This is a genomic window from Mesorhizobium sp. CNPSo 4689 (genome assembly GCF_057784325.1).
The window spans coordinates 1-24,298 of sequence record NZ_JBWLUZ010000017.1 but is presented as its reverse complement, the minus strand read 5'-3'; the positions used below and the strand labels follow the sequence as shown (position 1 = coordinate 24,298).

General features: G+C 65.8%; 22 protein-coding genes and 1 pseudogene. 14 read left to right on the top strand and 9 right to left on the bottom strand.

The window, feature by feature from the left end; genetic code table 11:
• Positions 1–94: 94 nt before the first annotated feature.
• Positions 95–1,135, top strand: a complete 1,041-nt coding sequence (gene epmA / locus AC04SI_RS20660) for an EF-P lysine aminoacylase EpmA (RefSeq protein ID WP_404275880.1) — start codon at positions 95–97, stop codon at positions 1,133–1,135.
• A gap of 6 nt (positions 1,136–1,141) precedes the next feature.
• Here the strand turns inward: epmA and AC04SI_RS20655 are convergent, their stop codons facing one another.
• The 4 genes from AC04SI_RS20655 to AC04SI_RS20640 are packed head-to-tail and all read right to left on the bottom strand — an operon-like array spanning position 1,142 to position 5,494.
• Positions 1,142–1,969, bottom strand: coding sequence for an ABC transporter permease (locus AC04SI_RS20655; RefSeq protein ID WP_404275879.1), 828 nt, complete (start codon positions 1,967–1,969; stop codon positions 1,142–1,144).
• A 12-nt stretch (positions 1,970–1,981) separates the two neighbouring features.
• Positions 1,982–3,262, bottom strand: coding sequence for an ABC transporter permease (locus tag AC04SI_RS20650; RefSeq protein ID WP_404275877.1), 1,281 nt, complete (start codon positions 3,260–3,262; stop codon positions 1,982–1,984).
• Positions 3,263–3,268: 6 nt separating this feature from the next.
• Positions 3,269–4,321, bottom strand: a complete 1,053-nt coding sequence (locus tag AC04SI_RS20645) for an ABC transporter substrate-binding protein (RefSeq protein ID WP_006204043.1) — start codon at positions 4,319–4,321, stop codon at positions 3,269–3,271.
• 6 nt (positions 4,322–4,327) lie between these two features.
• Positions 4,328–5,494: an ABC transporter ATP-binding protein gene (locus AC04SI_RS20640; RefSeq protein ID WP_404275875.1), complete on the bottom strand. Its 1,167-nt coding sequence runs from the start codon at positions 5,492–5,494 to the stop codon at positions 4,328–4,330.
• 305 nt (positions 5,495–5,799) lie between these two features.
• Between AC04SI_RS20640 and AC04SI_RS20635 the strand changes: the two genes are divergently transcribed.
• The 8 genes from AC04SI_RS20635 to lpxK all read left to right on the top strand — a co-directional run bounded on the left by AC04SI_RS20635 (position 5,800) and on the right by lpxK (position 14,231).
• On the top strand, positions 5,800–7,188 hold the full coding sequence (locus AC04SI_RS20635) for an aminotransferase-like domain-containing protein (protein WP_488474797.1): 1,389 nt from the start codon (positions 5,800–5,802) through the stop codon (positions 7,186–7,188).
• A 10-nt stretch (positions 7,189–7,198) separates the two neighbouring features.
• Positions 7,199–8,443 (top strand): NAD(P)/FAD-dependent oxidoreductase, encoded by a 1,245-nt coding sequence (locus AC04SI_RS20630; RefSeq protein WP_488474796.1) that lies wholly within the window; start codon positions 7,199–7,201, stop codon positions 8,441–8,443.
• A 192-nt stretch (positions 8,444–8,635) separates the two neighbouring features.
• Positions 8,636–9,979 carry a TldD/PmbA family protein gene (locus AC04SI_RS20625; protein WP_404275871.1) on the top strand — a complete coding sequence of 448 codons (1,344 nt, stop codon included), beginning with the start codon at positions 8,636–8,638 and terminating at the stop codon, positions 9,977–9,979.
• Positions 9,966–10,772, top strand: a complete 807-nt coding sequence (locus AC04SI_RS20620; protein WP_488474795.1) for a 3'(2'),5'-bisphosphate nucleotidase CysQ — start codon at positions 9,966–9,968, stop codon at positions 10,770–10,772. Before AC04SI_RS20625 ends, AC04SI_RS20620 begins: the two co-directional genes overlap by 14 nt.
• A gap of 73 nt (positions 10,773–10,845) precedes the next feature.
• Positions 10,846–11,091 (top strand): DUF4170 domain-containing protein, encoded by a 246-nt coding sequence (locus AC04SI_RS20615; protein WP_064992210.1) that lies wholly within the window; start codon positions 10,846–10,848, stop codon positions 11,089–11,091.
• A 5-nt stretch (positions 11,092–11,096) separates the two neighbouring features.
• A complete protein-coding gene (locus AC04SI_RS20610) occupies positions 11,097–11,888 on the top strand; it encodes a lysophospholipid acyltransferase family protein (protein WP_404275868.1) in 792 nt (263 codons plus the stop codon).
• Positions 11,885–13,201, top strand: a complete 1,317-nt coding sequence (gene waaA / locus AC04SI_RS20605) for a lipid IV(A) 3-deoxy-D-manno-octulosonic acid transferase (RefSeq protein WP_404275867.1) — start codon at positions 11,885–11,887, stop codon at positions 13,199–13,201. The genes AC04SI_RS20610 and waaA overlap by 4 nt, the downstream gene beginning before the upstream one ends.
• Position 13,202: 1 nt before the next feature.
• Positions 13,203–14,231 (top strand): tetraacyldisaccharide 4'-kinase, encoded by a 1,029-nt coding sequence (lpxK, locus tag AC04SI_RS20600; protein ID WP_488474794.1) that lies wholly within the window; start codon positions 13,203–13,205, stop codon positions 14,229–14,231.
• Here lpxK and AC04SI_RS20595 read toward each other — a convergent pair whose 3' ends face one another.
• Positions 14,232–14,465: a DUF2093 domain-containing protein gene (locus AC04SI_RS20595; RefSeq protein ID WP_040584002.1), complete on the bottom strand. Its 234-nt coding sequence runs from the start codon at positions 14,463–14,465 to the stop codon at positions 14,232–14,234. It abuts the gene before it with no gap.
• Between the two features lie 216 nt (positions 14,466–14,681).
• On the opposite strand from AC04SI_RS20595, the gene AC04SI_RS20590 reads away from it, so the two are divergent.
• Complete coding sequence (locus AC04SI_RS20590) at positions 14,682–15,278, top strand: hypothetical protein (RefSeq protein ID WP_488474793.1); 597 nt, start codon at positions 14,682–14,684, stop codon at positions 15,276–15,278.
• Here AC04SI_RS20590 and AC04SI_RS20585 read toward each other — a convergent pair.
• Positions 15,275–16,201, bottom strand: coding sequence for a LysR substrate-binding domain-containing protein (locus tag AC04SI_RS20585; protein WP_404275861.1), 927 nt, complete (start codon positions 16,199–16,201; stop codon positions 15,275–15,277). The genes AC04SI_RS20590 and AC04SI_RS20585 overlap by 4 nt on opposite strands.
• 90 nt (positions 16,202–16,291) lie before the next feature.
• On the opposite strand from AC04SI_RS20585, the gene AC04SI_RS20580 reads away from it, so the two are divergent.
• Positions 16,292–17,185, top strand: a complete 894-nt coding sequence (locus AC04SI_RS20580) for a DMT family transporter (protein ID WP_488474792.1) — start codon at positions 16,292–16,294, stop codon at positions 17,183–17,185.
• 27 nt (positions 17,186–17,212) lie between these two features.
• Here AC04SI_RS20580 and AC04SI_RS20575 read toward each other — a convergent pair whose 3' ends face one another.
• The 3 genes from AC04SI_RS20575 to AC04SI_RS20565 all read right to left on the bottom strand — a co-directional run bounded on the left by AC04SI_RS20575 (position 17,213) and on the right by AC04SI_RS20565 (position 20,704).
• The gene (locus tag AC04SI_RS20575) at positions 17,213–17,674 is read right to left on the bottom strand and encodes a P-loop NTPase family protein (protein WP_488474791.1); all 462 of its coding nucleotides are present in this window, start codon (positions 17,672–17,674) and stop codon (positions 17,213–17,215) included.
• A gap of 148 nt (positions 17,675–17,822) precedes the next feature.
• Complete coding sequence (gene mutL, locus AC04SI_RS20570) at positions 17,823–19,685, bottom strand: DNA mismatch repair endonuclease MutL (protein ID WP_488474790.1); 1,863 nt, start codon at positions 19,683–19,685, stop codon at positions 17,823–17,825.
• Positions 19,686–19,801: 116 nt separating this feature from the next.
• Complete coding sequence (locus AC04SI_RS20565) at positions 19,802–20,704, bottom strand: LysR substrate-binding domain-containing protein (protein ID WP_192179531.1); 903 nt, start codon at positions 20,702–20,704, stop codon at positions 19,802–19,804.
• Positions 20,705–20,796: 92 nt separating this feature from the next.
• Between AC04SI_RS20565 and AC04SI_RS20560 the strand changes: the two genes are divergently transcribed.
• The 3 genes and pseudogenes from AC04SI_RS20560 to AC04SI_RS20550 form a co-directional block, all read left to right on the top strand.
• Complete coding sequence (locus AC04SI_RS20560; RefSeq protein ID WP_404275854.1) at positions 20,797–22,347, top strand: trimethylamine methyltransferase family protein; 1,551 nt, start codon at positions 20,797–20,799, stop codon at positions 22,345–22,347.
• A gap of 58 nt (positions 22,348–22,405) precedes the next feature.
• Positions 22,406–24,055, top strand: coding sequence for an ABC transporter substrate-binding protein (locus tag AC04SI_RS20555; RefSeq protein WP_488474789.1), 1,650 nt, complete (start codon positions 22,406–22,408; stop codon positions 24,053–24,055).
• A 96-nt stretch (positions 24,056–24,151) separates the two neighbouring features.
• Positions 24,152–24,298, top strand: a pseudogene (locus tag AC04SI_RS20550) (cobalamin-binding protein); the annotation flags it as partial.

Genomic DNA, 24,298 nt, shown 5'->3' with positions numbered 1-24,298 from the left:
AAATCGGCTGCGAGAGCCGTCCGCTGCGGCCTAGCGCATCTTGGTCCGAACCGCCAGCCCCCACTGCACGTCCATTGCCGATGAGCCTGGCCCGATGATCACCGCTTCGCCCTGGTGGACGCCCGACGTCCACGCCGACCGCCGGCCGCGGCTGATCCAGCGCAACGCGATCGCAGCCTCCATGCGCGACTGGTTCGCGCGGCGCGACTTCATCGAAGTCACCACCGCGGCGTTGCAGGTCTCGCCCGGCAACGAGGCGCATCTGTCGGCCTTCGCCACCGAGGTGATCGGGCCGGACGCCGTACGCTCGCCGCTCTATCTCCACACCTCGCCGGAATTCGCCTGCAAGAAGCTGCTTGCCGCCGGCGAGCAGCGCATCTTCAGCCTGGGTGCCGTCTGGCGCAACCGCGAGCGCGGCCCCTTGCACCATCCCGAATTCACCATGCTCGAATGGTACCGGGTCGGCGAGACCTATGAGAGCCTGATGGCCGACTGTGCTGCGCTGCTGGCGCTGGCGGCCGAGCGTGCCGGTGCAAAAACCTTCCGCTTTCGCGGCCGCGAGGCCGACCCGTTCGCCGAGCCGGAGCGCCTGAGCGTCGCCGACGCGTTTTCGCGTTATGCCGGCATCGACCTGCTCGCCACGGTCGCCGCGGATGGCAGCACCGACCGCGCCGCCCTGCATGACGCCCTGGTCAAGGCAGGCTTGCGCACCGCGTTCGACGACAACTGGGCCGACCTGTTCAGCCGGGTGATGGTGGAAAAGGTCGAGCCGGCGCTGGGGCAGGGACGGGCCACCATTCTTTACGGCTATCCGATCTCGGAGGCCGCGCTCGCCCGGCCGAGTGCCGCCGACCCGCGCGTTGCCGAACGCTTCGAGCTCTATTGCTGCGGCGTCGAACTCGCCAACGCTTTCGGCGAACTCACTGATCCGGCCGAGCAGCGTCGCCGCTTTGCCGCCGAAATGGACGAGAAGGAGCGCGTTTATGGCGAGCGCTATCCGCTGGACGAGGATTTTCTCTCGGCTCTCGCCATCATGCCGCAGGCGAGCGGTTCGGCCCTGGGCTTCGACCGGCTGGTCATGCTCGCCACCGGCGCGCTCAGGATCGACGACGTGATCTGGACGCCTGTCGCCTGAAACGGGCTATGCGCGCGTGCCTGGCCGCTTCTGGCCGCGCCGCGCCAGAATATTGGCCACGACCAGCAGCACGATCGACAGGCCCATCATCAGCGTCGCGGCGGCGGTGATCGCGGGCGAGAGTTTTTCGCGCAAGCCAATGAACATTTCGAGCGGCATGGTGCGCTGGTTGGCGCTGGCCAGGAACTGCACCACGACCACCTCGTCGAACGAGGTGACGAAGGCGAACGCCGCGCCCGAGAGTACGCCGGGCAGGATCAGCGGCAGCATCACCTTGAAGAACGACCGCACCGGCCTGGCTCCCGAGATCGCTGCGGCGCGCATCAGATTGCGGTCGAAGCCGGTCAGGCTCGCCGCCACGGTGACGACGACGAAGGGGCTGGCAAGTGCCGTATGCGCCAGGATGATACCGGCATAGGTGCTGGCCAGCCCGACGCGGGCGTAGAACAGATACGAGCCGACGGCGGTGATCACCACCGGCACGATCAGCGGCGACAAAAGCAGCGGCATGACGATGCGGCGTCCCGGGAATTTTTCGTCGGCCAGAGCGATCGCCGTCATTGTGCCGAGCGTCGTGGCGATCAGCGTCGTGCCGAAGGCGACCAGCAGGCTGTTGCCGATCGCCGACTGCCAGCGCTGGGTGCCGAGCACGACCTCGTACCAGCGCGTCGAAATGCCTTCGAGCGGAAAGATGAAGAAGGAGCCGCTGTTGAACGACAGCGGCACCGGAATGAGGATCGGCACCAGCAGGAACAGGATCACCAGCCCGCACCACAGCCACAACAGCCCGATGCGGATGCGCTCGCCGGTGGTCGGATAGGGAGACAGCATCATGGCGAGAAGCTCCTATACGAGTTTCACCCGGTCGAGGCCGAGGATGCGGGCGAAGATGCCGAACAGCGCCAGCGTGAACACCAGCAGGATGAAGCTGAGCGCCGCCGCCATCTCCCAGTTCAGCTCGACATTGACGTAGTTGGCGATGAAGTTGCTGATCAGCTGGTCGCTGGCGCCGCCGATCAGCGCCGGCGTGATGTAGTAGCCGAGGCACAGGATGAAGGTGAGCAGGCATCCGGCCATGACACCCGGAAAGACCTGCGGAAGGTAGATGCGGCGAAACGCTGTGAACGGCCGCCCGCCCAGCGAATAGGCGGCCTTCATTTGCGACGGCGGGATGGTCCGCATGACGCTGTAGATCGGCAGCAGCGTGAACGGCAGCTGGATATGGGTCATGGCGATGATCAGGCCGACGCGGCTGTACATCAGGTCGAGCCGGTCGTCGGCGACGCCGAGCCACAGGAGCATATGGTTGACCAGGCCGAACTTCTGCAGCAGCACCGTCCAAGCCGCCGTGCGCACCAGGATCGACGTCCAGAACGGCAGCAGCACAGCGACGATCAGGATGGCGGCCAGCCCCTTCGGCGCGCTGGCGATGAGATAGGCCAGTGGAAAGCCCAGCAAGAGTGTCGCCAGCGTCACCGCCGCCGCGACGAAGAAGGTGCGCATGAACACCTGCAGGAAGATCGCCTGTTCGGGCGGCACGCGTTCGATCGAACCATCGGCGTTCCAGCGCAAGTCGAGGGCGCTGAGCAGATAGAACGAGGTCACGGCGTGGGTGCCGCTGGCGATCGCCGGCCAGGTGCCCGGCTGCGACCAGAACGGCACGGATTTCACCACCTCCAGCGGCGGCCTGTCGCCGGCGCCTTCGAGCTGGCGCACCGTCTTCAGCACCTGGCTGCGCGCGCCAGGCAGGCGGGCGTTCAGGCTCTTGGCGAGCTCATAAGAGGTGCCCTTGGCCTGATTGTCCTTGAGGTCGGCGGCTAATGCCAGGAAGGCAGCATCGTCGGGCAGGCCGCTGCCGCTCCAGCCGCTGAGCGCCTGGGACGTCTGCGGCAAGGCATTGGCGATGGTCGGATCGTAGACGGCGCGCGACAGCAACAGCACGATCGGGATGCCGAAGCTCAGCGCCAGCAGCACCAACAGTGGTGCGGCCAGCGCCAGCGAGCGCAGCCGGTCGCCGAACTCGGCGCGGCGGATCGCCGCCGACACCGACTTGAGATCGGCATCGGCGGCTGACCGGCCGCGGGCCAGCGCGGGCCGGTCGAGTTCGCTGGGCGGGACCGCCGTCATCGACTTCTACTGCGCGAGCCAGGCGTTGAAGCGCTTGACCAGGTCCTCGCCATAGTCGCCCCAGAATTCGGTGTCGGCGACGAGATAGGCACCCTTCAGATGCTCGGGAGCGTTCGGCAGCTTAGGCAAGGCGTCGGCGGCGACGAAGGACGCCGCATCGATGCGCACCGGTCCGTAGGTGATGTAGCTGGCGAGCTTGGCGTTGTTCTCGGGCTGGCTGATATAGGCAAGGTATTTGTAGGCGAGATCCGGGTTTTTGGCGCCCTTCGGAATCGCGATCATGTCGTATTCCAGGATCTGGTTGTTCCAGACGATCTTGAACGGCGCGCCGTCCTTGTCGATGGCGTTCTGGATGCGGCCGTTCCAGGCGGTGGTCATAACCACTTCCTTGGAAGCCAGAAGCTGCGGCGGCTGCGCGCCGGCATCCCACCAGACGATGTCCTTCTTGATCGTGTCGAGCTTCTTGAAGGCGCGGTCGACGCCTTCGGGCGTGCCCAGCACCTTGTAGACGTCGGCGGGCGCGACGCCATCGGCCATCAGCGCCCATTCGAGGTTCTGCGCCGGGAACTTGCGCATGGCGCGCTTACCCGGGAATTTGGTGGTGTCGAAGAGGTCGAGCACCGAGGTCGGCGCTTCCTTCAGCACGGTCGGGTCATAGGCCAGCACGTCGCCATAGGCGTCGAGGCCGACGCCGCAATCGAGCGCGGAGCCTTCGAGGAATTTGTCGCGCGGCGCGATCTTGGAGTAGTCGAGACGCTCCAGGATGCCAGCGTCGCAGCCCTGCAGCACGGTCGCGGTTTCCACCGTCACAAGGTCGATCGGCACGTTGCCGGTGTCGACCATGGCTTTGACCTTGCCGAGATCACCGAGATATTCCTGCTCGACGATCTTGGTTCCGGTCTCCTTGGTGAACGGCTCGAACCACGCCTTGCGCTGCGCGTCCTGCCAGGCGCCGCCGCTGGCCATGATCGACAGCTCGTCGGCGACGGCGGCGTGGCCGATCGCCATCCAGGCGGTTGCCGCCGCAAGCGCGAGCAGCCGGGTCTTGGTGATTTTCATGTGATCTTACTCCCCTGTTGTTTTTGATATCGATCCGGCCGTTCCGGCATCGGCCGGGAAGGCGCGGCAATCACCGGGCGCACAGGAAACCATCACCGGCTCCCCATTCGCCATGGTCGCTTCGGGGCCGACCTTGACGGTCAGCACCTGTCCGTTTTCGAGCCTGGCCAGCAGGCGCTGGTGATCGCCGAGATAGATGCGGCCGTCGACCGTGGCAGTCAGCCTGTTGCCGGCCTGCGCTGCGGCCGCCAGGCCGAGCCGCTCGGGGCGGATGGCGACATGGCAGGCGCCACCTTCGGCGACGCCGATGGCCAAAGCGGTGATCGCGCCGCCGCCGTCCAGAGCGACGCGGCATTCCTTGCCGACCACGTGTTCGACCTTGCCGGCCAGCGTGTTGTTCTCACCGATGAAGCTCGCCACGAAAGAGCTTTGCGGCGTGTTGTAGAGATCGTCGGGCGAGCCGAGCTGGGCGATGCCGCCATTGTTGAACACGGCGACGCGGTCCGACATCGTCAGCGCCTCGCTCTGGTCGTGCGTGACATAGACGATGGTGACGCCGAGCATCGTGTGCAGCTGCTTGATCTCGAGCTGCATATGTTCGCGCAGCTTCTTGTCGAGCGCGCCGAGCGGCTCGTCCATCAGCACCAGACTCGGCTCGAACACCAGTGCGCGCGCCAGCGCCACGCGCTGCTGTTGGCCGCCGGAAAGCTGCGTCGGCCGGCGGTCGCCGAACTGCTTGAGCCGCACCATGTCCAGCGCGCGGCCGACACGGGTGGTGATGTCAGCCTTGTCGATCTTGCGCACCGAGAGCGGGAAGGCGACGTTCTCCTCCACCGTCATGTGCGGGAACAGCGCGTAGTTCTGAAACACCATGCCGATGTTGCGCTCATAGGGCGGCAGCCGGTCGACCGAGCGGCCTTCCAGCGTGATGACACCCCTGGTCGGCCGTTCGAACCCGGCAAGCATGTTGAGCGTCGTCGTCTTGCCTGAGCCGGAAGGGCCGAGAAGGGTCAGGAATTCGCCGCGCGCCACGCCGAGGTTCAGCCGCGTCACCGCAAAGGTGCGGCCGTCATAGGATTTCTCGACGTCGGTGAATTCGACAAACCCCTTGAGGTCGGCTGCTGGTGCCGAGGCGGCGTTGCCGGCTGGCCGGGCTGTCGCGACGGCGGTCACGGGTGGAAATCCGTCGTGCGGCCGCCAAGGCCGTTGGTCGAAACGAAAAGGGGCTTGCGTTGCATGTCTCGGTCTCGCGGGGCGCTGGCCGCACAAGGGCGGCAAACCAAACTTGTATGCTCACACAATCGATGGCTAAAGAACCATAGATGCAGACAAGTTTCCACGTCAAGCGACTTTTTTTACGATTGTGTGGGATTTTCGCGGTCGGATATTGAATTTATCAACCAGACAAGCGCTATTGTCCGGCGCATTGTCTTATGCTAGATGCCAATCGTCTCAACAGTCCGAATCCGCCAATCCGCATGCTTCAAGACCTGCAACTCGCCTCGGATGAAGGTCCGGTCTATCGCCGCCTTGCCGACGCAATTGCCGAACGGATCGCCGCCGGCACGCTTGCCGTGGGCGACAGGCTGCCGCCGCAGCGCGAGATCGCGCGAGCGCTGGGCATCAATGTCACCACGGTAACGCGGGCGCTGTCGACGCTGCAGGAGCGCGGTCTGCTCGAAGCACGGCCGGGGCGCGGCACGACCGTCGCCGCCCGCGATGCCGGCGAAAGGCCGGGCTTCGTCTCGGCGCCGAGCGACGACAGCGGCGTCGTCGACCTGTCCGTCAACCGGCCGGCGACGTCAGCCTATCTCGACGCGCTGGCATTGCTCTTGCCGCGCATGGCCAAGCACCGGCACTACGCCACGCTGCAGGACTACCATCCGCCGGAAGGACCGTTGTGGGCGAGATCGGCGATCGCCGAATGGATGCGGCCGGTGGCCGGCGACGGCGATGCTGGCCGCGTCGTGCTGGCGGCTGGCGCCCAGCACGGGCTGGATTGCGTGCTTGGCGCCGTGACCAAGCAGGGCGAGGTCATTCTCGCTGACGAGGTCACCTATCAGGGCATCAATGCGCTCTGCCGGGTGCATGGGCTCGATCTCAGGGGCGTCGCCATGGATCGCGGCGGTATGCGCCCGGACGCATTTGATGCCGCCTGCGGGCAACTTCGGCCCCGCGCGGTCTTCCTGGTGCCGACACTGCACAACCCGACGACGATCACGCTCAGCGCCGAACGCCGCAACGAACTGGTCGCAGTCGCCCGCCGCCACAATGTGCTGATCATCGAGGACGACGTCTATCGTCCGCTGGCCGACAATCCGCCGCCGTCGCTGGCCAGCCTCGAGCCGGAGCTGACGGTCCATATTGGCGGCCTGTCGAAATGCATCGCGCCGGGGCTGAGGCTCGGTTTCGTCATCGCGCCGCGCGCCATCGCCGGCCAGGTGGCGGCCGCACTTCGCATCAATTGCTGGAGCATCAGCCCGATGGCGGCGCTGATCGGTACGCAATTGCTGGAGGAGGGGACGGCAACGCGCATCATCGAGGCACAGAAGCAGGAACTGCGCCAGCGCCAGGCGGTGCTGAGCGACATCCTCGGCGGCTTCGATGTCCAGACCCATCCGACGTCGACCCATGCCTGGCTGCGGCTCCCCGAACCTTGGCGCGGCGCCGGCTTTGCCCGCACCTGCCAGCAACGCGGCGTTGCCGTGCTGCCGGGCGACGCCTTCGCTGTCGGCCGCGAGCCGGTACAGCATGGGGTGCGCATCAATGTCGGCGCCGCCCGTTCGCTCGACGATTTGCGGATGGCGCTGAGCACGATGGCCGAGCTGCTTGCGGCCGGCCATCTGCAACTGCCTGGCTTCGTCTGAGGGGTCAGTCGTGGCCGCATCCGAAACAGTCGAGATCGCCATCGTCGGCGCCGGTGTTGTCGGGTTGGCGACGGCGCTCAGGCTTGCCGGAGAGGGGCGCGAGGTTCTGCTCATCGATCCTAACGAGCCGGGCTCCGGCGCTTCCTTCGGCAATGCCGGGACGATCGCCGAATATGCCTGCATGCCGGTCGGCAACCCGGCCGTGCTGCACGCCTTGCCAAAGCTGCTGCTCGATCCCGACAGCCCGTTTGCGCTGCGCTGGACCGCGCTTTTCCAGCTGGCGCCATGGCTCGCCCGTTTCGTCAGGCAGTCGCTGCCCGGGGCCACCCGCGCCAATGCCTTGGCGCTTGCCGGGCTGCTGTCAGAAGCCTTGCCGGCCTGGGGAGAGATGGTGCAGGAGGCCGGCCTGCAGGACCTTATGCGCCGCAATGGCTGCCTCTATCTCTACCGCCGCGAGAGCGACTTTGCCGCTGCCGCCGGCGGCCGGGCGTTGCGTGCCGAATTTGGCGTCCACCAGGAGGTGCTGACGCCGCAGCAGGTCGCCGTGCTGGAGCCCGGCCTGCAGGCGATCGCGGCCCGTGGCCTGTACTTTCCGGACTCGCTGAACGTCACCGATCCGAGCATGGTGATGCGCCGCCTGCTCGAGGCGGCCGTCGCACGCGGCGCGTCGCTGGCCAGGGCCGAAGTGACCGGCCTGCGAGCCGGCGCCGGCGGCGTGGAACTCAGCGGCCCGGGTTTCCGGGTCAAAGCGAAGACGGTGGTCATCGCCGCCGGCGCACGCTCACGCGCCTTGGCCGCGCAAGCCGGCGACAGCGTTCCGCTCGAGACCGAGCGCGGCTATCACCTCGAATTTTCAACCGATGCGCCGCTGCTCAACCGGCCGGTCTGTTCCGTCGATCTCGGCTTCTACATGACGCCGATGGCCGGCCGGCTGCGTGTTGCCGGCACTGTCGAGCTTGGCGGGCTTGCCGCACCGCCCAATCCGCGCCGACTGGCGCTGCTCGACCGCGGCGTGAGGCAGATCTTTCCCCAGCTCGGCAAGCCGTCATCGGAATGGCTCGGCTTCCGGCCATCGCTGCCCGATTCGCGTCCGGTCATCGGGCTCTCGCGCCGCAGTCCCGGCGTCGTCCACGCGTTCGGCCATGGCCATCTCGGGCTGACATTGGCGCCGATCACGGCGCGGCTGGTCGCCGATCTTATCGCCGGACACGGCGATGCGGCGCGCGTCGCTCCTTTTGCCGCAGATCGCTTCTGACGGTCCTTTCCTCCTTAGGACGCGAAGCCTTCTCGGCGAGACCGGAAAGGCGAGATGGGCGTGGCTGGGGCTCTGAACCGGCTGCCTTGCCTTTTGATTGCCGCGTTTCCCATTGTACAAGCCACGGCGGACCAATAGATGGGTGCCAGTGGCTTCCTCCGAAGGCCGGCAGAAAAAGCAGGATTGATACGCATGACCGATACGCTCGACGCAGCGAAATTGACCGACCGCGTCGCGGCCCTGGTCGAGGCCGCCAGACGCGCCGGCGCCGATGCCGCGGATGCGGTCGCGGTGCGTGGCCGCTCGGCCGGCGTGTCGGTGCGGCTGGGCAAGGTCGAGGCCACCGAATCGTCCGAGAGCGAAGATGTCTCGCTGCGTGTGTTCGTCGGCCAGCGCGTGGCGAGCGTTTCGGCGACCGCCGCCTCCGACCCGAAGGCGCTGGCCGAGCGCGCGGTCGCCATGGCCAAGGTGTCGCCGGAGGATCGCTATCAGGGGCTCGCCGATCCGGCGCTGCTGGCCGGCAAGCCGCGCGACCTCGATCTGTTCGACCCGACCGAGGTTTCGGCCGATGAATTGAAGGAAGCGGCCCTTGCGGCGGAAGCGGCAGCACTTGCCGTCAAGGGCGTCACCAACTCGTCCGGCAGCAGCGCCGGCGCCGGGCTCGGCGGGCTGGTGCTCGCCACCTCGCACGGCTTCGTCGGCCAGTATGTCGCCTCGCGCTTTTCGCGCTCGGCCAGTGTCATTGCCGGCGAGGGCACCGGCATGGAGCGCGACTACGAGTACTCCTCGCACCAGCATTTTTCCGATCTCGACGCACCCGAAGATATCGGCCGCAAGGCCGGCGAGCGCGCCGTGCGCCGCCTCGGCGCCCGCAAGGCGGCGACCGGGTCGGTCGATGTCGTGTTGGATCCGCGCGTCGCGCGCGGCATTGCCGGCCATCTCGCCGGCGCCATCAATGGCGCCGCCGTGGCGCGCAAGACAAGCTTCCTGCGCGACATGATGGGCAAGCAGGTGGCGTCGGCAGCGATCACCGTCACCGACGAACCGCTGCGCCGCCGTGGCCAGGCCTCGCGCCCCTTTGACGGCGAGGGCATCGAGGGAAAGAGGCTGCTGATGGTCGAAAAGGGCGTGCTCAATCACTGGTTCCTGTCGACCTCTGCCGCGCGTGAACTCGGCTTGACCACCAATGGACGCGGGTCGCGCAGCGGCTCCTCCGTCTCGCCTTCCTCGACCAACCTCGCCATCGAGCCGGGCGAACGCACGCCGGAAGATTTGATCAAATCGCTGAAGAGCGGCTTCTACGTCACCGAAGTGTTCGGCCAGGGCGTCGACATGATCACCGGCGAGTACAGCCGCGGCGCGTCCGGCTTCTGGATCGAGAATGGCGAACTTGCCTATCCCGTCGCGGAAGTGACCATTGCCTCCAATTTGAAGACGATGTTCCTCAACATGGTCCCGGCCAGCGATCTCGACCGCGATTTCGGCACCGCGGCCCCGACGCTGATGATCGAAGGGATGACCCTTGCCGGCGCCTGATACGGTCATATCGGCCGGGGCCGGCGAGGACCTGGCCCTGCTGCGCGACGCCGCCCGCGAGGCCGGCATCATCGCCATGCGCTATTTCGGCAACAACCCGCAGGTCTGGATGAAGGGCGGCACCTCGCCGGTCAGCGAAGCCGACCACGCCGCCGACGCCTATCTGCGCGACACGTTGCTTTCCGCGCGGCCTGACTATGGCTGGCTGTCGGAGGAAACCGCCGACAATCCCGTCAGGCTTTCGGCGCGCCGTACCTTCGTTGTCGACCCGATCGACGGCACGCGCGGCTTCCTCGAAGGCCTGCGCTCCTGGTGCGTCAGCGTCGCGGTGGTCGAAGACGGTCGCACGCTGGCCGGCGTGCTCGAATGCCCGGCCATGGGAGAGACCTATTGGGCGCTGCCCAGCGAAGGCGCGTTCCTGAACGACCGTCGCATTGCCGTGCGCCAGCTCTCGGCCAAGGTCGAGATTGGCGGGCCGAAGCCGCTGGTCGACCTGATGCCGGCTAAATGGCAGGGCCGGCTGAACCGCGTGACCCATATTCCTTCGCTCGCCTACCGGCTGGCGATGGTGGCCAATGGCCGCCTCGATGCAACCTTCGTCAAGCCGAGCGCGCATGACTGGGACATCGCCGCCGCCGATCTCATCCTGCACGAGGCCGGCGGTGCCTTGCTCGACCGGAATGGCGAGCGGCCGCGCTATGCCGGCGAGGTGATTCGCCATGGCGCGCTCGCCGCCGGCAGCGGCGCGCTGCTTGCCGTGCTCGCCGGTGTCATTGCCGGGCTGGACAGTTAACCATCATCAAAGGTTCCAAAATCGGCGGCTTTGGTCTAGACCTCTGCAAACTCACGATATGTGAAGGACCGACATGACCGCGGAAGACGGAAAGAAGCAGCTTTTGCACCTGGTTTTCGGCGGCGAGCTGAAAAAGCTGGGCGGAACCGAATTCCGCGACCTCGACGGGCTCGACATCGTCGGCATCTACCCCGACTATCAATCCGCGCACACGGCCTGGAAGGCCAAGGCGCAAGCCAGTGTCGATAACGCCCATATGCGCTATTTCGTCGTTCACCTGCATCGGCTGCTCGACCCAGACAGCAAGGCCGTCGGTTGACTTCTATGCACCATGATGCGGCGAAAGCGCCGGCCGGCGAGGCCGCGCCCGCGGGCCGTGGCGGCAGCCGAGCCACCAAGGCCTTCTGGCGCAGGGTCCGCGAACCGCTGGCGCAGTCGCGAATCGTCAAGAACGTCATCGTCGGCCTGCTCGCCCAGTTCGTGCGTCTGGTGCGCCTGACCAATCGCCTGGTCGAGGGATCGGCGAAGGTTGCGGGCGGCGCCTATGCGCATCTGGAACCCGGCATCATCGCGCTCTGGCACGGCCAGCATCTTCTGACGCCGGCCTACTATCCCAAGGGGCGGCCGCTGGTCGCCATGGTCTCGCGCAGCGCCGATGCCGAGCTCAACGCGCTGATGCTCGAGAGATTCGGCATCGAGGCCGTGCGCGGCTCCGGCGGACGTGACAGCACCAGGCATCTCGACAAGGGTGGCGCCAAGGCGTTGATTGCCCTGAAAAAGTCGCTCACGGCCGGCAAGAACGTCGCCATGATCGCAGACATACCCCACGGCACGCCGCGCGACGCGGGGCTCGGCATCGTCCTTCTGGCGCGGCTCTCGGGCCGCCCGATCATGCCCGCGGCCATCGCCACCAGCCGCCGCAAAGTGCTGGAGAAGAGCTGGGACAAGACCACGATCAACCTGCCTTTCGGCCGAGCCTCGATCGTCCTCGGGACGCCGGTGCTGGTGCCGGCCAATGCCGACGACGCCGAGATGGAGCGCAAGCGCCAGGAACTGACCGCCTCGCTCAACGCCGCCACCGCCGAGGCCTACCGCCTCGTGGACGGCCCTAAGTGAGCGAGCGCTGGGCGCGCGCCATGCTGTCGGCCTACCGCTACGCGGGCGCCGCCGCCTATCCGCTGATCGGGCCCTACGTCGCCTGGCGCACCTCCCGTGGCAAGGAAGATCGAGTGCGCCGGCGCGAGCGCTACGGCGTCGCCGGCCGGCCACGCCCGGAAGGGCCGATGATCTGGATCCACGCAGCGAGTGTCGGCGAGACCCTCGCCGTCATTCCCCTGGTCGAGAGCATCCTCGACTACGGCGTCAACATCGTGCTGACCACCGGCACCGTCACTTCCGCGCAAGTCGCCGACGAGCGGCTTGGCGCCCGCATCATCCACCAATATGTGCCGCTCGACCTGAAGCCGGCGGTCAGCCGCTTCCTCGACCATTGGCGGCCGGACCTGGCGATCATCGCCGAATCGGAAATCTGGCCGATGACCATGCTGGAACTCGGCGCCCGGCGCGTGCCGCAGGTGCTGGTCAACGGCAGGCTGTCCGACCGCTCCTTCACCTCCTGGAAGAAGCGCGCCAACATCGCCGAGGCATTGTTCGAGAACCTTGCGCATGTCGTCGCCCAGTCGGATGTCGACGGTGAGCGCTTCCGCTCGCTGGGCGCCCGGCCGGTCACCGTGTCGGGCAATCTCAAGGTCGACACCGCGCCGCCGCCGTTTGACGAACGGGCGCTGTCCTCGCTGAAGCGGCAGATCGGCGAGCGGCCGACCTGGGCGGCGATCTCGACCCATGACGGCGAGGAAGTGGTGGCGGCGGAAGTCCACGCCATGCTGCACAGGCGCCATCACGGCCTGCTGACGATCATCGTTCCGCGCCATCCCGACCGCGCCGAGGCGCTGGCCGCGCAGATTTCCGGCATGGGCCTGAAGCTCGCCCGGCGCAGCAAGGGCGACAGGATCACCGCCGACACCGACATCCTGCTCGGCGACACGATCGGCGAGATGGGGCTTTACCTCAGGCTGACGGAGATCGCCTTCGTCGGCCGTTCGCTGACCTCCGAGGGTGGCCAGAACCCGCTGGAACCGGCGATGCTGGAGACGGCGGTACTCGCCGGCCGCAACGTTCAGAATTTCCGCGAGGCCTATCAGCGGCTGCTCGACAGTGGCGGCGCGAGACTCGTGCGCGACCGCGACATGCTGGCCGGCGCCGTCAATTTCCTTCTGACCAACGAGGCGGCGCGCTATGAGATGATGGCCGCCGGTGTGGCGACCGTCGACGAGATGCGCGGCGCGTTGGCGCGCACGCTGAAGTCGCTGGAGCCCTATATCCAGCCGCTGGTCGTCAAGTCGCGCCTGAAGGGCGCCAACGGGAGGTAGCGTGACCTCCGAGGCGCCGCCCTTCTGGTGGGAAAAGCCGGACTGGCGCGTGCTGGCGCTGTCGCCGCTGTCGGCCGCCTATGCAATTGTCGCCGGTCGCCGCATGCGCCGTGCACCGCGCGAAAAGGTCGAGGCACCGGTGCTGTGCGTCGGCAATTTCACCGTCGGCGGCACCGGCAAGACGCCGGTGGCGATTGCGCTGGCCAGGCAGGCCAAACGCATGCAGCTCAATCCCGGTTTCCTGTCGCGTGGCCATGGCGGCTCGTTCGCGCAGCCGCATCTCGTTGATCCGCACCATGACGCCGCCAAACATGTCGGCGACGAGCCGCTGCTTCTGGCCGAACATGCGCCGGTCGCGGTGACGCCGAACCGTGCGGCGGGCGCCAGACTGCTCATCGAGAAGCATGGCTGCGACTTCCTCATCATGGACGACGGCTTCCAGAGCGCGCGCATCCATATCGACTTTGCGCTGGTCGTCGTCGACACGCGCTATGGCATCGGCAACGGCCGCGTCATCCCCGGCGGGCCGCTCAGGGCAAACATCGTCGACCAGCTGGTCTTCACCAGTGCGTTGCTGAAGATGGGCGAGGGCACAGCGGCCGATGCGGTGGTCCGCCAGGCGGCGCGCGCCGGCCGGCCGATCTTCGAGGCGCATACCTTACCTCGGGGTAAGGAGCGCTTTGCCGGCAAAAGGTTCCTGGCCTTCGCCGGCATCGGCCATCCCGAAAAATTCTTCGACACGCTTCGCGCCGCCGGCGGCGAGGTCGCGCTCTCGAGGGCCTTTCCGGATCATCATTTCTACGGTGAGGACGAGCTTGCCGAACTCGCCGGCACCGCGCGCCGCGAAGGGCTTCGCCTCGTCACCACCGCCAAGGATGCGGCCCGGCTACGCCACGGCACTGCACTCGCCGGGTTCCTGGATCAGCTCGACGTGCTGGAAATCGACACCGTGTTCGAGCTCGACCACGTGCCGGAGCGGATCATCGACGAAACGCTGGATGCGTGGCAGCAGCGGAAGTTGCGGGGGTGACTAGCGCCGGCTGCGCAGATCCGGATTCGCTTCCATCTCACGCCGCAGCGAGGCAGTGGCGTTCGCATAAGGCTCTTGCCTGGCGACGCTCCAATATTTGAGCTCGTCGAGCGGTATGCTCTCGCCGGTCACCGCGCAGCGCACGAACGTGCCGGGGCTGGTGACCTGGAAATCGCCATCGAGATAGCGAATCCGGGCTTCCTTGCCGCCAGGGCCTTCGAAGCGGTTCATCATGAGGTGGCGCCAAGGTTCATGAGAATGTCATCGCCATAAATTGCCAGCGAGGTCAAGCTTGACGCAATGCTGATGGCCTATTGTCCGATTTGATACTGCTAGAGCAATTCCAGGAAAAGTGTGAAACGGGTTTTCCGTCCGGGATTGCGTCAAGACAAAGAGATAGAGTGGTTCGGCGTTTCCGTGAAACGATGAACCGCTCTTGCGGGGACCGGCATGGACATTTCCTCTGCCCGCCTGACATCGTTGTTGCGGCAAGCCTTCACGCCGGAGGCTTTGCCGTCGGCGAAGGCCGATCCAGCGAGGACGGCGCTCATCAAGGCTTTGGTTGCGCCGCCGGCACCGGCGGTAGGGCCGTCGCAGCCGATGGCGGCTGTGCTGCCGACCCTGCTGCCGGCCGGCGCTGCCGGAATGCCGCAGCAATTGTCCTCGTCCGAGATCGAGCATGCCTACCGGCTCCTGATCGACCCGGGCGCGGATGCGGCAAGCGATGCCACACCGGTCACAACCGCCGCGAGGAGACAGGCGCCGGAAGCCGACACCGCGCAACGTGGCTTGGCGTTGGCCCAGGTGACCGCAGATGAGGGCGGCAAGCCAATTGTCATGGCTTGGTTGGCGCTTCTCACAGCAGAGGTCTCGCCGCTTCGCCGTGCTCCCGCCATTGGCTCGGAAGCGAGACAAGGGCAGCGCGGCTCTCGGCCGGGCGACATGGCGGAGCCCGAACCCAGGCAGATGAGCGTCGGACTGATGTCGTTTGGCGCCGGGTTGCTTGCCTGCGCGATCGTCGGATTTCTGCTGACGGTGCTTCGCTAGCCCTCGGCCTCGATAAACGCCTCGATCTTTTCCGGCGCCAGCCCGGCCTGCGCAGCGATGCGGCGGGCAAGGTCGGCGGCGGCGGCGCGCGGGCGGCCGGCGGGCCGGTCGAGCCAATAGGAGATCGGATTGAGCGCGACGCGGTCGTCGACGGCGACGATACGCCCCGACTTCAGCTGATCCTGCGTCAGCGGCGGCCGTGCAAGCGCGATGCCTAGACCGTGCGCGGCGGCGTCGAGCACCAGATTATAGTCCTCGAAGCGGCGGTCGTGCGGGCGCGGGCGGTAGTCCATGCCCTGCGCCGCGAACCAGGCGCGCCAGGTGGACGCATCGGAATCGTTGATCAGCGGGAATTTGAGCAGCCGGGCAGGATCGCCACGGCCGATCTCGTTCGCCAGTTCCGGCGAGGCGACCGGAAAGACATGTTCCTCGAACAGCTGCACCGAAACGCGGCCGGGAATGCGGCCGCGTCCGCAGCGGACCGAAAGATCGATGCCCTCATCGGCGAGATCGGCCTGACGGTTGTCGACGTCGAGCACGATGCGCAATTTGGTCGGGTTGTTCTCGAGTGCGGCCATGCGCGGCATCAGCCACAGTCCTCCCACCGAGGGAATGGAGGCGAGCCGCACCACGGCGGTGCCGCGCGGCTCCACCCAGCGGTCGGAATTGCTCGCGATCAGCGCGAAGGCTTCGGTGGTCCTGAGATGCAGACGATTACCCTCGATGGTCAGCGACACGCCGCGAGCGCCGCGATCGAACACTTTCAGCCCCAGCCAGTCCTCCAGCTTGGCGATCTGCCGGCTGACGGCGCCATGGGTGAGGTTGAGCTTTTCGGCGGCGGCTGAAAAACTCCCGGTGCGCGCCGCCGCGTCGAAGGCGCGCAAGGTCTCGAGCGGCAGCATCGGTTCTAAGCTGTGATCCATGCTCACAGGTGACCCTCGATTTGCTCGTTTGTCAACCGGCCGGCAATGGCATTTCTATACATCATGCAATTGAATCGCGAGGACGGTCAGATGAGCGCTTACACCGGCACGTTGAATTCGACACAGCGCATGGACACCACGGCGGTCATCGCGGTGACCCTCACCGTGGTCGGTTGGGCCTCCGCCTTTCCGGCCATCCGCGCCGGCCTCGCTGCCTTCGATCCGCTGGAACTCGGTGCGCTGCGCTTCGCCATCGCCGCCGTGCCGGCCGCGATCTTCCTCGCCGTCAAGCGCCCGGCGCTGCCCAGGATCGACGAATTGTGGCGCTTCGCCTTCGGTGGCGCCATCTTCGTCGCGCTCTACACGGCGATGCTCAATTTCGGCGAGCTGACGGTTTCGGCCGGTGCCGCCGGCTTCATCATCAATGTCAGCCCGATCTTCACCGCCATCATGGCCATGGCGCTGCTTGGCGAACGCTTCTCCGGCCTGGCCTGGCTCGGCACGGCGATCTCTTTCGCTGGCATCGGCATCATCGCCATGGGCGAGGGGCAAGGCCTGCATTTCAACACCGGCGCGCTGCTGGTCTTGGGCTCCGCTCTGTGCTCAGCCGTCAACACCATCGTCCAGAAGCCGCTTTTCGCCCACCACCACCCGCTGACCATAGCCGCTTCGAACATGGTGCTCGGCGCGCTCTGCCTGGCACCCTTCCTGCCCAACGCGCTCTCGCAGGCCGCGGTCGCCGACGCCGCCGGTATTGGCGCCGTCGTCTTCCTCGGCATCGTGCCGAGCCTGATCGCCTACGCCGCCTGGGCAACCGCGCTGTCGCGCCTGCCGGCCGCGCGCGCCTCGAACTTCCTCTATCTGGTGTCGCCGGTGGCCACCCTGATCGGCTTCTTCTGGCTCGGCGAAGTGCCGACCCTGCTCGGCATCATCGGCGGCGCACTGGCGCTTGGCGGCGTCGTCGTGGTGAATTTGAAGAGGTGAATCAGAGGGTTGTAGCGGTTGGCTGCATTAGGGCTGGCGAGCAAGCGAGCTTACGAAGTCGGATATCTGACGGCTGCCACGCAAGTTGATCACCGGCACCAGTGCTCCCCTCGCCAGACGCTCCTGCTCGATGAGCGGTAGACTGTCACGGTCGAAATTCCAGATGTAGCGAAGAAACTCCAAAAACTCTTTGTCCAGTCTCTCCCGGCATCCGGCCGCAAGATCAGGCCGAGGCCGGTTCAATGCGCTACGCAATATGACCCGGCTCAGGCAGGTTACGCGAGGGGTGTCGAGCCAGACAACGAGATTGGCGCGGGGCAGCCTTAGGTCGAAAGTCTGCCGATAATAGTTTCCCTCGCACACCCAGCCGTTACCAGAGATGGCTTGGCTGACGCTTGCACGAAAGACCGCATTTTGAGGTTTGGTCCAACCCGGCCCCCAGAACAGTCTGTCCAAATGCACGACCGGCAATTTCAGCCGTTCGCCCACTTCCCTCGCCAGGGTTGATTTGCCGCTTCCAGCATTTCCGAGAATTACGATCCGTTGCACGAGGCGACCTCGGAAAGCTTGGGTTCTCACCCCCACGATGCGAGGGAGAGGTGGCCGCAAACGCCGACGGAACTGGTAAGCGTGTTCGTCACCGCCGCCCGAACAGCCGTTCGATATCCGCGAGCTTGAGCTCGATATAGGTCGGGCGGCCATGGTTGCAGGTGCCGGAGCCCGGCGTCGCCTCCATCTGGCGCAGCAACGCGTTCATCTCCTCGGCCTTCAGCAGACGGCCGGAGCGCACCGAGCCGTGGCAGGCCATGGTCGCGGCGATCCTGTCCAGTCGGCCTTTCAGCGTCTCGACCGTGTCGTTGTCGGCGATCTCGTCGGCGAGGTCGCGCACCAGCTGCTGCACATTGGTTTCGCCGAGCATCGACGGCGTCTCGCGCACCGCGACGGCACCCGGCCCGAAGCGCTCGATGCCGAGGCCGAAGCGGGCCAAGGTCTCGGAATGCATGGCAAGCCGCTCGGCATCCTCCTCCGGCAGGTCGACGATCTCCGGCAGAAGCAGCATCTGCGAGGGCACCGCGCGGGCGTGCAGCGCATTCTTCAAAGCTTCGTAGACCAGCCGCTCATGCGCGGCATGCTGGTCGACGATGACGAGCGAATCCCTGGTTTGGGCGACGATGTAGTTCTCATGCACCTGCGCCCGCGCTGCACCCAGCACTGTGCCGAGCAGCGTCTCGGCCGCCTCGTCCTGGCCGGCGCGCGCATCGGCGCTGGCCAGCGACCCGGCATCGAAGGCGGCCTGATCGTTCTCGCGGAAGCCGCCACTACCGGATCCACCGCCTTCCATGTCGAGCGGCCGCTGCGCTGAGCGGTCGAACCCGGAAAAGCCCGAGGCGCGATAGGCCGCATCGTAGCTGCGGTGTCCATGGGCCGGGCCGGGATGCGCGTAGCTGGCAGCACCCGGCCGGAACGCCGCCATCATGCCGGCCGCACCTGTGGTCGCGGCGCGGATGCCGGCATCGGCCAGCGCCTCGCGGATGGCGCCGACGATCAGCCCGCGCACCAGTCCGGGGTCGCGGAAGCGCACATCGGCCTTGGCCGGGTGGACATTGACGTCGACGGTTCCCGGATCGAGCGTCAGGAACAGCACGGTCACGGCGTGGCGGTCGCGCGGCAGCACGTCGGCGAAAGCGCCACGAATGGCGCCGGCGATCAGCTTGTCGCGCACCGGCCTGCCATTGACATAGGCATATTGCTGCAGCGCGTTGGCGCGGCTGAACGACGGGATCGAGACATGGCCGGCAAGCTGCACGCCGTCGCGGGTCGCATCGATGGCGATCGCATTGTCCGGAAAGTCGGCGCCCATCACTTGTGCGACACGGGCAAGGCGGCCCTCGGAGCTGTCGTCGGTCGCCGGCAATTCCAGTGTCGAGCGGTCGGAGCCGGCCAGCGTGAAGCGCACGGCAGGGAAGGCGATGGCAATCCGCTTGACCACGTCGCTGGTTGCCGAGCTTTCGGCGCGTTCGCCCTTCATGAATTTGAGCCGGGCAGGCGTGGCGAAGAATAGGTCGCGCACCTCGACCGTCGTACCGCGATTGGCCGCCGCCGGCTTGACGGCGGATATACGGCCGCCCTCGATGCCGATCTCGGCGGCGCTGTCGCCGGATGCGGTGCGCGAGCGGATCGACAGCCGCGCCACCGAACCGATCGACGGCAGCGCCTCGCCGCGGAACCCGAGCGAGCGGATGTCGTGGATGTTGTCGCCAAGCTTGGACGTGCAGTGGCGGGCAATCGCCAGCACCAGCTCCTGTTCGGGGATGCCGTAGCCGTCGTCGGTGACGCGGATCAGGTTCAGCCCGCCACCGGCGGTAACGATCTCGACGCGGGAAGCACCGGCATCGAGCGCGTTTTCGACCAGTTCCTTGACCACGCTCGCCGGACGCTCGATGACTTCGCCGGCGGCGATCTGGTTGATCATCGTTTCGGAAAGCTGGCGGATGGGCATGGGAGCACTATAGGCGGATTCGTAACGGATGCGGAAGTTTTCGATGCGGCGGAATAGCGGACAAGACGGCGGGGCAGCACCCCCTCGCTGCGATCCCAGCTATGCGGCTTGCCTCGTCACGCCTGCGCCGCCAGCCAGTCCCGCACCTTGCGGGCATTGTCGCTGAGCTCGCGGTTCTTCGGCCAGATGACGTAGAATCCGACGCCGGTCCTCAGCACATGATCCGTCACCGGCACCAACAGTCCAGATGCCACGAGGCGCGCGACCAGATGCCGCCAGCCGAGCGAGATGCCTTGTCCCTCCATGACCGCCTGAATCACCAAGGCATAGTCATTGATGCGCAAGCCGCGCTCGGCATTACGGAGGCTGGTTCCTGCGGACGCGAACCATTCGTCCCAGTTCGGGGCCTCGCGGTAGGGCTCCTCGAGATGGATGAGTCGGTGCGTTGCCAGTTCCTCGACGGTCTTCGGCAGCCCAAACTTCGCCAGATAGTTGGGGCCTGCGACCGGGAAGATCTCCTCGTCAGAGAGCGACAGCGAATGATAGTCCGGCCAATCGCGCGGCACGCCGCCGCGCACGCCGAGCGGGATGCCCTCGGCGATGATGTCGAGGTCGCGGTCGGCGGTCTGGATGCGTAGATCAACGCCCGGCAATTCGTCGCGGAACTGCTGCAGGCGCGGCATCATCCAGAACGAGCCGAAGGCGGTCGACGCGGCAAGCGTCACATGGCCGCCGGTCACCTGCAGGCGCAGGTCTTCCGCCGATTTTCGGATGTGGGACAGGCCGAGTGAGACATCGGCGTGGAAGCGCTCGCCGGCCTCGGTCAGGCTGACCTGCCGGTGGCGGCGTTGGAACAGCTTGGCACCGAGCTGTTCCTCCAACCCGCGCACAGCATAGGAGACGGCGGCCTGCGTCATGCCGAGCTCGCGCCCGGCGGCGGTGAAGCTCGACAGCCGCCCGGCCGCCTCGAAGACGATCAGGCTGCCGGCCGAGGGCAGGAGGTGGCGCAAGCTTCGCATAAGCAGAGCTTATACAAGAGATCAGGTTTTTCCAGCGTCACAGTCATATTTCGTCTCGCTAAGTTGACGGGCTCAGGGAGGATTGACTTGCCATGAACGCACCGGCCGTTGAAGTGACCGAAACTGCCCACCGCCGCAGCGGTGGCCGTCTGGGGCGCAAGGCGATGCGGGGCGTGCCCATGGCGTCGTTTCCAACCCTGGTCCGCCAGATCCCCGCCTATCAGATGGTCCCAGACGAGGCGGTGGAGCTGATCCACCAGGAGTCGCTCTCGATCCTTGAAGAGGTGGGCTGCGAGTTCCGCGACGACGAGGCGATCGCCCTGTGGAAGGCCGCCGGAGCCGATGTCTCCGAGACGCGCGTCCGTATCGACCGTGCGCTCTTGATGGAACTGGTCTCGAAGGTCCCGCCAGAGTTCACCCTCAATGCCCGCAACCCCGAGCGTACCGTGCGCGTCGGCGGCAAGAATTCCATCTTCGTTCCGATGTATGGCGCGCCTTACGTGCGCGACCTCGACAACAACAGGCGCTACGGCTCGCTTGCCGACCTCAACAATTTCCATAAGCTCGCCTACATGGCGCCGGCGCTGCACTCGTCGAGCTCGGTCATCTGCGAGCCGATGGAAATTGCGGTGCCCAAGCGCCATCTGCACATCATCCACTCAGCGCTGAAGCACTCCGACAAGCCGTTCATGGGCATTGTGACGTCGAAGGAGCGGGCGGAAGACACCATGGCGATGGCCGGCATCGTGTTCGGCGAGGATTTTGTCCGCGACAATTCGGTGCTTGTGGCGATCACCAACTGCAACTCGCCGCTGGTCTGGGACGCCACCATGCTGGACGCCATGAAGGTCTACGCGCGCAGCAACCAGCCGTTGATCCTGGCGCCCTTCGCGCTGTGCGGCGCCTCGACCTCGGCATCCGCCGTCGGCGCGGTCGCGCAGGTCAATGCGGAAGCGCTGGCCGGCGTCGCGTTCACGCAGCTGCTGCGTCCGGGTTCGCCGCAGATCTACGGACAGTTCATGGTCACGGTCGACATGAAGACCGGCGCGCCCATGGGTGGCACGCCGGAAGCCGCCCAGATGATGTATCTGATGGGCGCGCTGGCCAGGAAATACCGGCTGCCGTGGCGCACGTCGGGCTTCCATGTCGGCTCGAAGCTCAACGACGCCCAGGCCGGCTACGAGGCGAACATGCTGATGCATGCCGCCATCCTGGCCGGCGCCAACTACATCTGGCACTCCGCCGGCTGGCTCGAGGCCGGCCTGACCTGCGGCTATTCGAAATTCGCGACCGACTGCGAGCAGCTTGTCGGCTGGTACAAATATGCCGGCGGGCTGCCGTTCGACGATTTCAAGGAAGCCATGGCGGCGATCCGCGAGGTCGGGCCGCAGGGTCATTTCCTCGGCACCCAGCACACGCTCGAACATTTCGAGTCCGCTTTCTTCATGCCCAGCATCATGGACTTCAATTCGTTCGAACAGTGGAAGGCTGAAGGCGCAAAGGACCACGACACCCGCGGTCGCGAGAAAGCGCGCAACATGCTCGCGGACTATGAGGAGCCGAAGCTCGATGAGGGCATCGCCGATGGTCTCAAGGATTTGATCGCGCGGCGCGAGGAAAAGCTACCGGACAGCGTCAGCTGATAGAACAACAGCACTAGTTGATGGCGAAAACCTGACGGAACCACCCAGGGAGGAAAAAATGACGCTCTTCAGAAGCGATGGCGACCGCGTGCCGGGCGCTATCGAGGCAATGGCGAAAAAGACACGTGCGGGCCATATGGACCGGCGCGAATTCCTGGCGCTGGCCAGCGCATTCGGTGCATCGACGGCTTTCGCCTATGGCATGATCGGCCTTGCCGCGCCGACAAAAGCCCTGGCCGATGAACCGAAAAAGGGCGGAACGCTGCATGTCGCCATGTCGGTCAAGGCACAGAAGGATCCGCGCACCTATGACTGGACCGAGATGGCAAACGTCACCCGTTGTTGGCTGGAACCGCTCGTCCGCTACACGCACCAGTTCACTTTCGAGCCGGTCCTGCTCGAAAGCTGGGACGTCAATGATGACGCCACCGAATACACACTGCATCTGCGCAAGGGCGTCACCTGGAACAATGGCGATGCCTTCAACGCCGATGACGTGGTCTTCAATCTGAACCGCTGGTGCGAGAAGGGTGCTTCCGGCAATTCCATGGCGGCACGCGTCGGTGCGCTGATCGACACAAAGACCGGTAAGGCGAAGGATGGCGCGATCACTAAGGTCGACGACCTCACGGTCAAGCTGAAGCTCAACGAACCGGACATCGCGATCATACCGGGCCTCACCGACTATCCGGCGCTGGTCATGCATCGCGACTTCGACAAGGATGGCGCCGACCCGATCAAGAAGCCAATCGGTACCGGAGCTTTCGAGCTGGTCTCTTACGACGTCGGCCAGAAGGCGGTCGTGAAGCGTCGCGAGAACGGCAAGTGGTGGGGTGGCGAAACGCCGCTCGACGGTGTCGAGTTCATCGACTACGGCACTGACTTCAACGCCACGCTGAATGCCTTCGAGTCCGGCGAGATAGACCTCGATTTCGAAACGCCGGCCGACTTCATCGACGCCCTCGACAAGATGGATCTGGTGAAATCGGAGGTCGCAACGGCGACCACGCTGGTTGCCCGCACCAACATCACGCACAAGCCCTACGACGACCAGCGGGTGCGCAACGCGCTGCAGATGGCCGTCGACAACAATGCCGTCATGCAGCTCGGCTACGCTGGGCGCGGCACGGTCGGCGAGAACCACCACGTCGCCCCGATCCATCCCGAATATTATCCGCTGCCCAAGAAGACACGCGATGCCGCCGCAGCCAAGAAGCTGATGGCGGATGCCGGGCAGGCCGACTTCGAGCATGAACTGATCACCGTCGAGGACGAATGGCAGAAGAACACCGGCGATGCGATCGCCGGCCAGTTGCGCGATGCCGGCATCAAGGTGAAGCGCACGGTGCTGCCGGGCTCGACCTTCTGGAACGACTGGACGAAGTATCCATACTCGATGACCATCTGGTACATGCGGCCGCTAGGCGTCCAGGTGCTGGCGCTCGGTTATCGCTCGGGCGAGGCCTGGAACGAAACGGCCTATGCCAACCCGGATTTCGACGCCAAGCTGAAACAGGCGCTCTCGCTGGCCGATCCTGCCAAGCGCAAGGAGGTGATGAAAGACGTCGAGCAGATCCTGCAGGATGCCGGCGTCATCATCCAGCCGTTCTGGCAGAAGCTGTACTGCCACATGAGCAAGAAGGTGAAAAACTACGGAATGCACCAGACCTACGAAATGGACTTCCAGAACGTCTGGCTGGACGCCTGATATAACTCCCGAGGCTGCAAGCAACCGCCGCCGGCACCTATGACAAAGGTGCCGGCGGCCCGTAGATCACTGACAAGCAATTGGCGCAGGCAACAAATGGCCGACGACGAGATCATCCTTTCCGAGCTTTCCGACGACGAGTTGGTGCAGCAGATGCACGACGACCTTTATGACGGGTTGAAGGAAGAGATCGAGGAAGGCACACAGATCCTGCTCGAGCGCGGCTGGGCACCCTACAAGGTG

Excerpts from the sequence above, each read along its gene's own strand:
- epmA (WP_404275880.1), top strand. The coding sequence starts at position 95 with ATGATCACCGCTTCGCCCTGGTGGACGCCCGACGTCCACGCCGACCGC.
- AC04SI_RS20655 (WP_404275879.1), bottom strand. The coding sequence starts at position 1,969 with ATGATGCTGTCTCCCTATCCGACCACCGGCGAGCGCATCCGCATCGGG.
- AC04SI_RS20650 (WP_404275877.1), bottom strand. The coding sequence starts at position 3,262 with ATGACGGCGGTCCCGCCCAGCGAACTCGACCGGCCCGCGCTGGCCCGC.
- AC04SI_RS20645 (WP_006204043.1), bottom strand. The coding sequence starts at position 4,321 with ATGAAAATCACCAAGACCCGGCTGCTCGCGCTTGCGGCGGCAACCGCC.
- AC04SI_RS20635 (WP_488474797.1), top strand. The coding sequence starts at position 5,800 with ATGCTTCAAGACCTGCAACTCGCCTCGGATGAAGGTCCGGTCTATCGC.
- AC04SI_RS20625 (WP_404275871.1), top strand. The coding sequence starts at position 8,636 with ATGACCGATACGCTCGACGCAGCGAAATTGACCGACCGCGTCGCGGCC.
- AC04SI_RS20615 (WP_064992210.1), top strand. The coding sequence starts at position 10,846 with ATGACCGCGGAAGACGGAAAGAAGCAGCTTTTGCACCTGGTTTTCGGC.
- AC04SI_RS20610 (WP_404275868.1), top strand. The coding sequence starts at position 11,097 with ATGCACCATGATGCGGCGAAAGCGCCGGCCGGCGAGGCCGCGCCCGCG.
- AC04SI_RS20595 (WP_040584002.1), bottom strand. The coding sequence starts at position 14,465 with ATGATGAACCGCTTCGAAGGCCCTGGCGGCAAGGAAGCCCGGATTCGC.
- AC04SI_RS20590 (WP_488474793.1), top strand. The coding sequence starts at position 14,682 with ATGGACATTTCCTCTGCCCGCCTGACATCGTTGTTGCGGCAAGCCTTC.
- AC04SI_RS20585 (WP_404275861.1), bottom strand. The coding sequence starts at position 16,201 with ATGGATCACAGCTTAGAACCGATGCTGCCGCTCGAGACCTTGCGCGCC.
- AC04SI_RS20580 (WP_488474792.1), top strand. The coding sequence starts at position 16,292 with ATGAGCGCTTACACCGGCACGTTGAATTCGACACAGCGCATGGACACC.
- mutL (WP_488474790.1), bottom strand. The coding sequence starts at position 19,685 with ATGCCCATCCGCCAGCTTTCCGAAACGATGATCAACCAGATCGCCGCC.
- AC04SI_RS20565 (WP_192179531.1), bottom strand. The coding sequence starts at position 20,704 with ATGCGAAGCTTGCGCCACCTCCTGCCCTCGGCCGGCAGCCTGATCGTC.
- AC04SI_RS20560 (WP_404275854.1), top strand. The coding sequence starts at position 20,797 with ATGAACGCACCGGCCGTTGAAGTGACCGAAACTGCCCACCGCCGCAGC.
- AC04SI_RS20555 (WP_488474789.1), top strand. The coding sequence starts at position 22,406 with ATGACGCTCTTCAGAAGCGATGGCGACCGCGTGCCGGGCGCTATCGAG.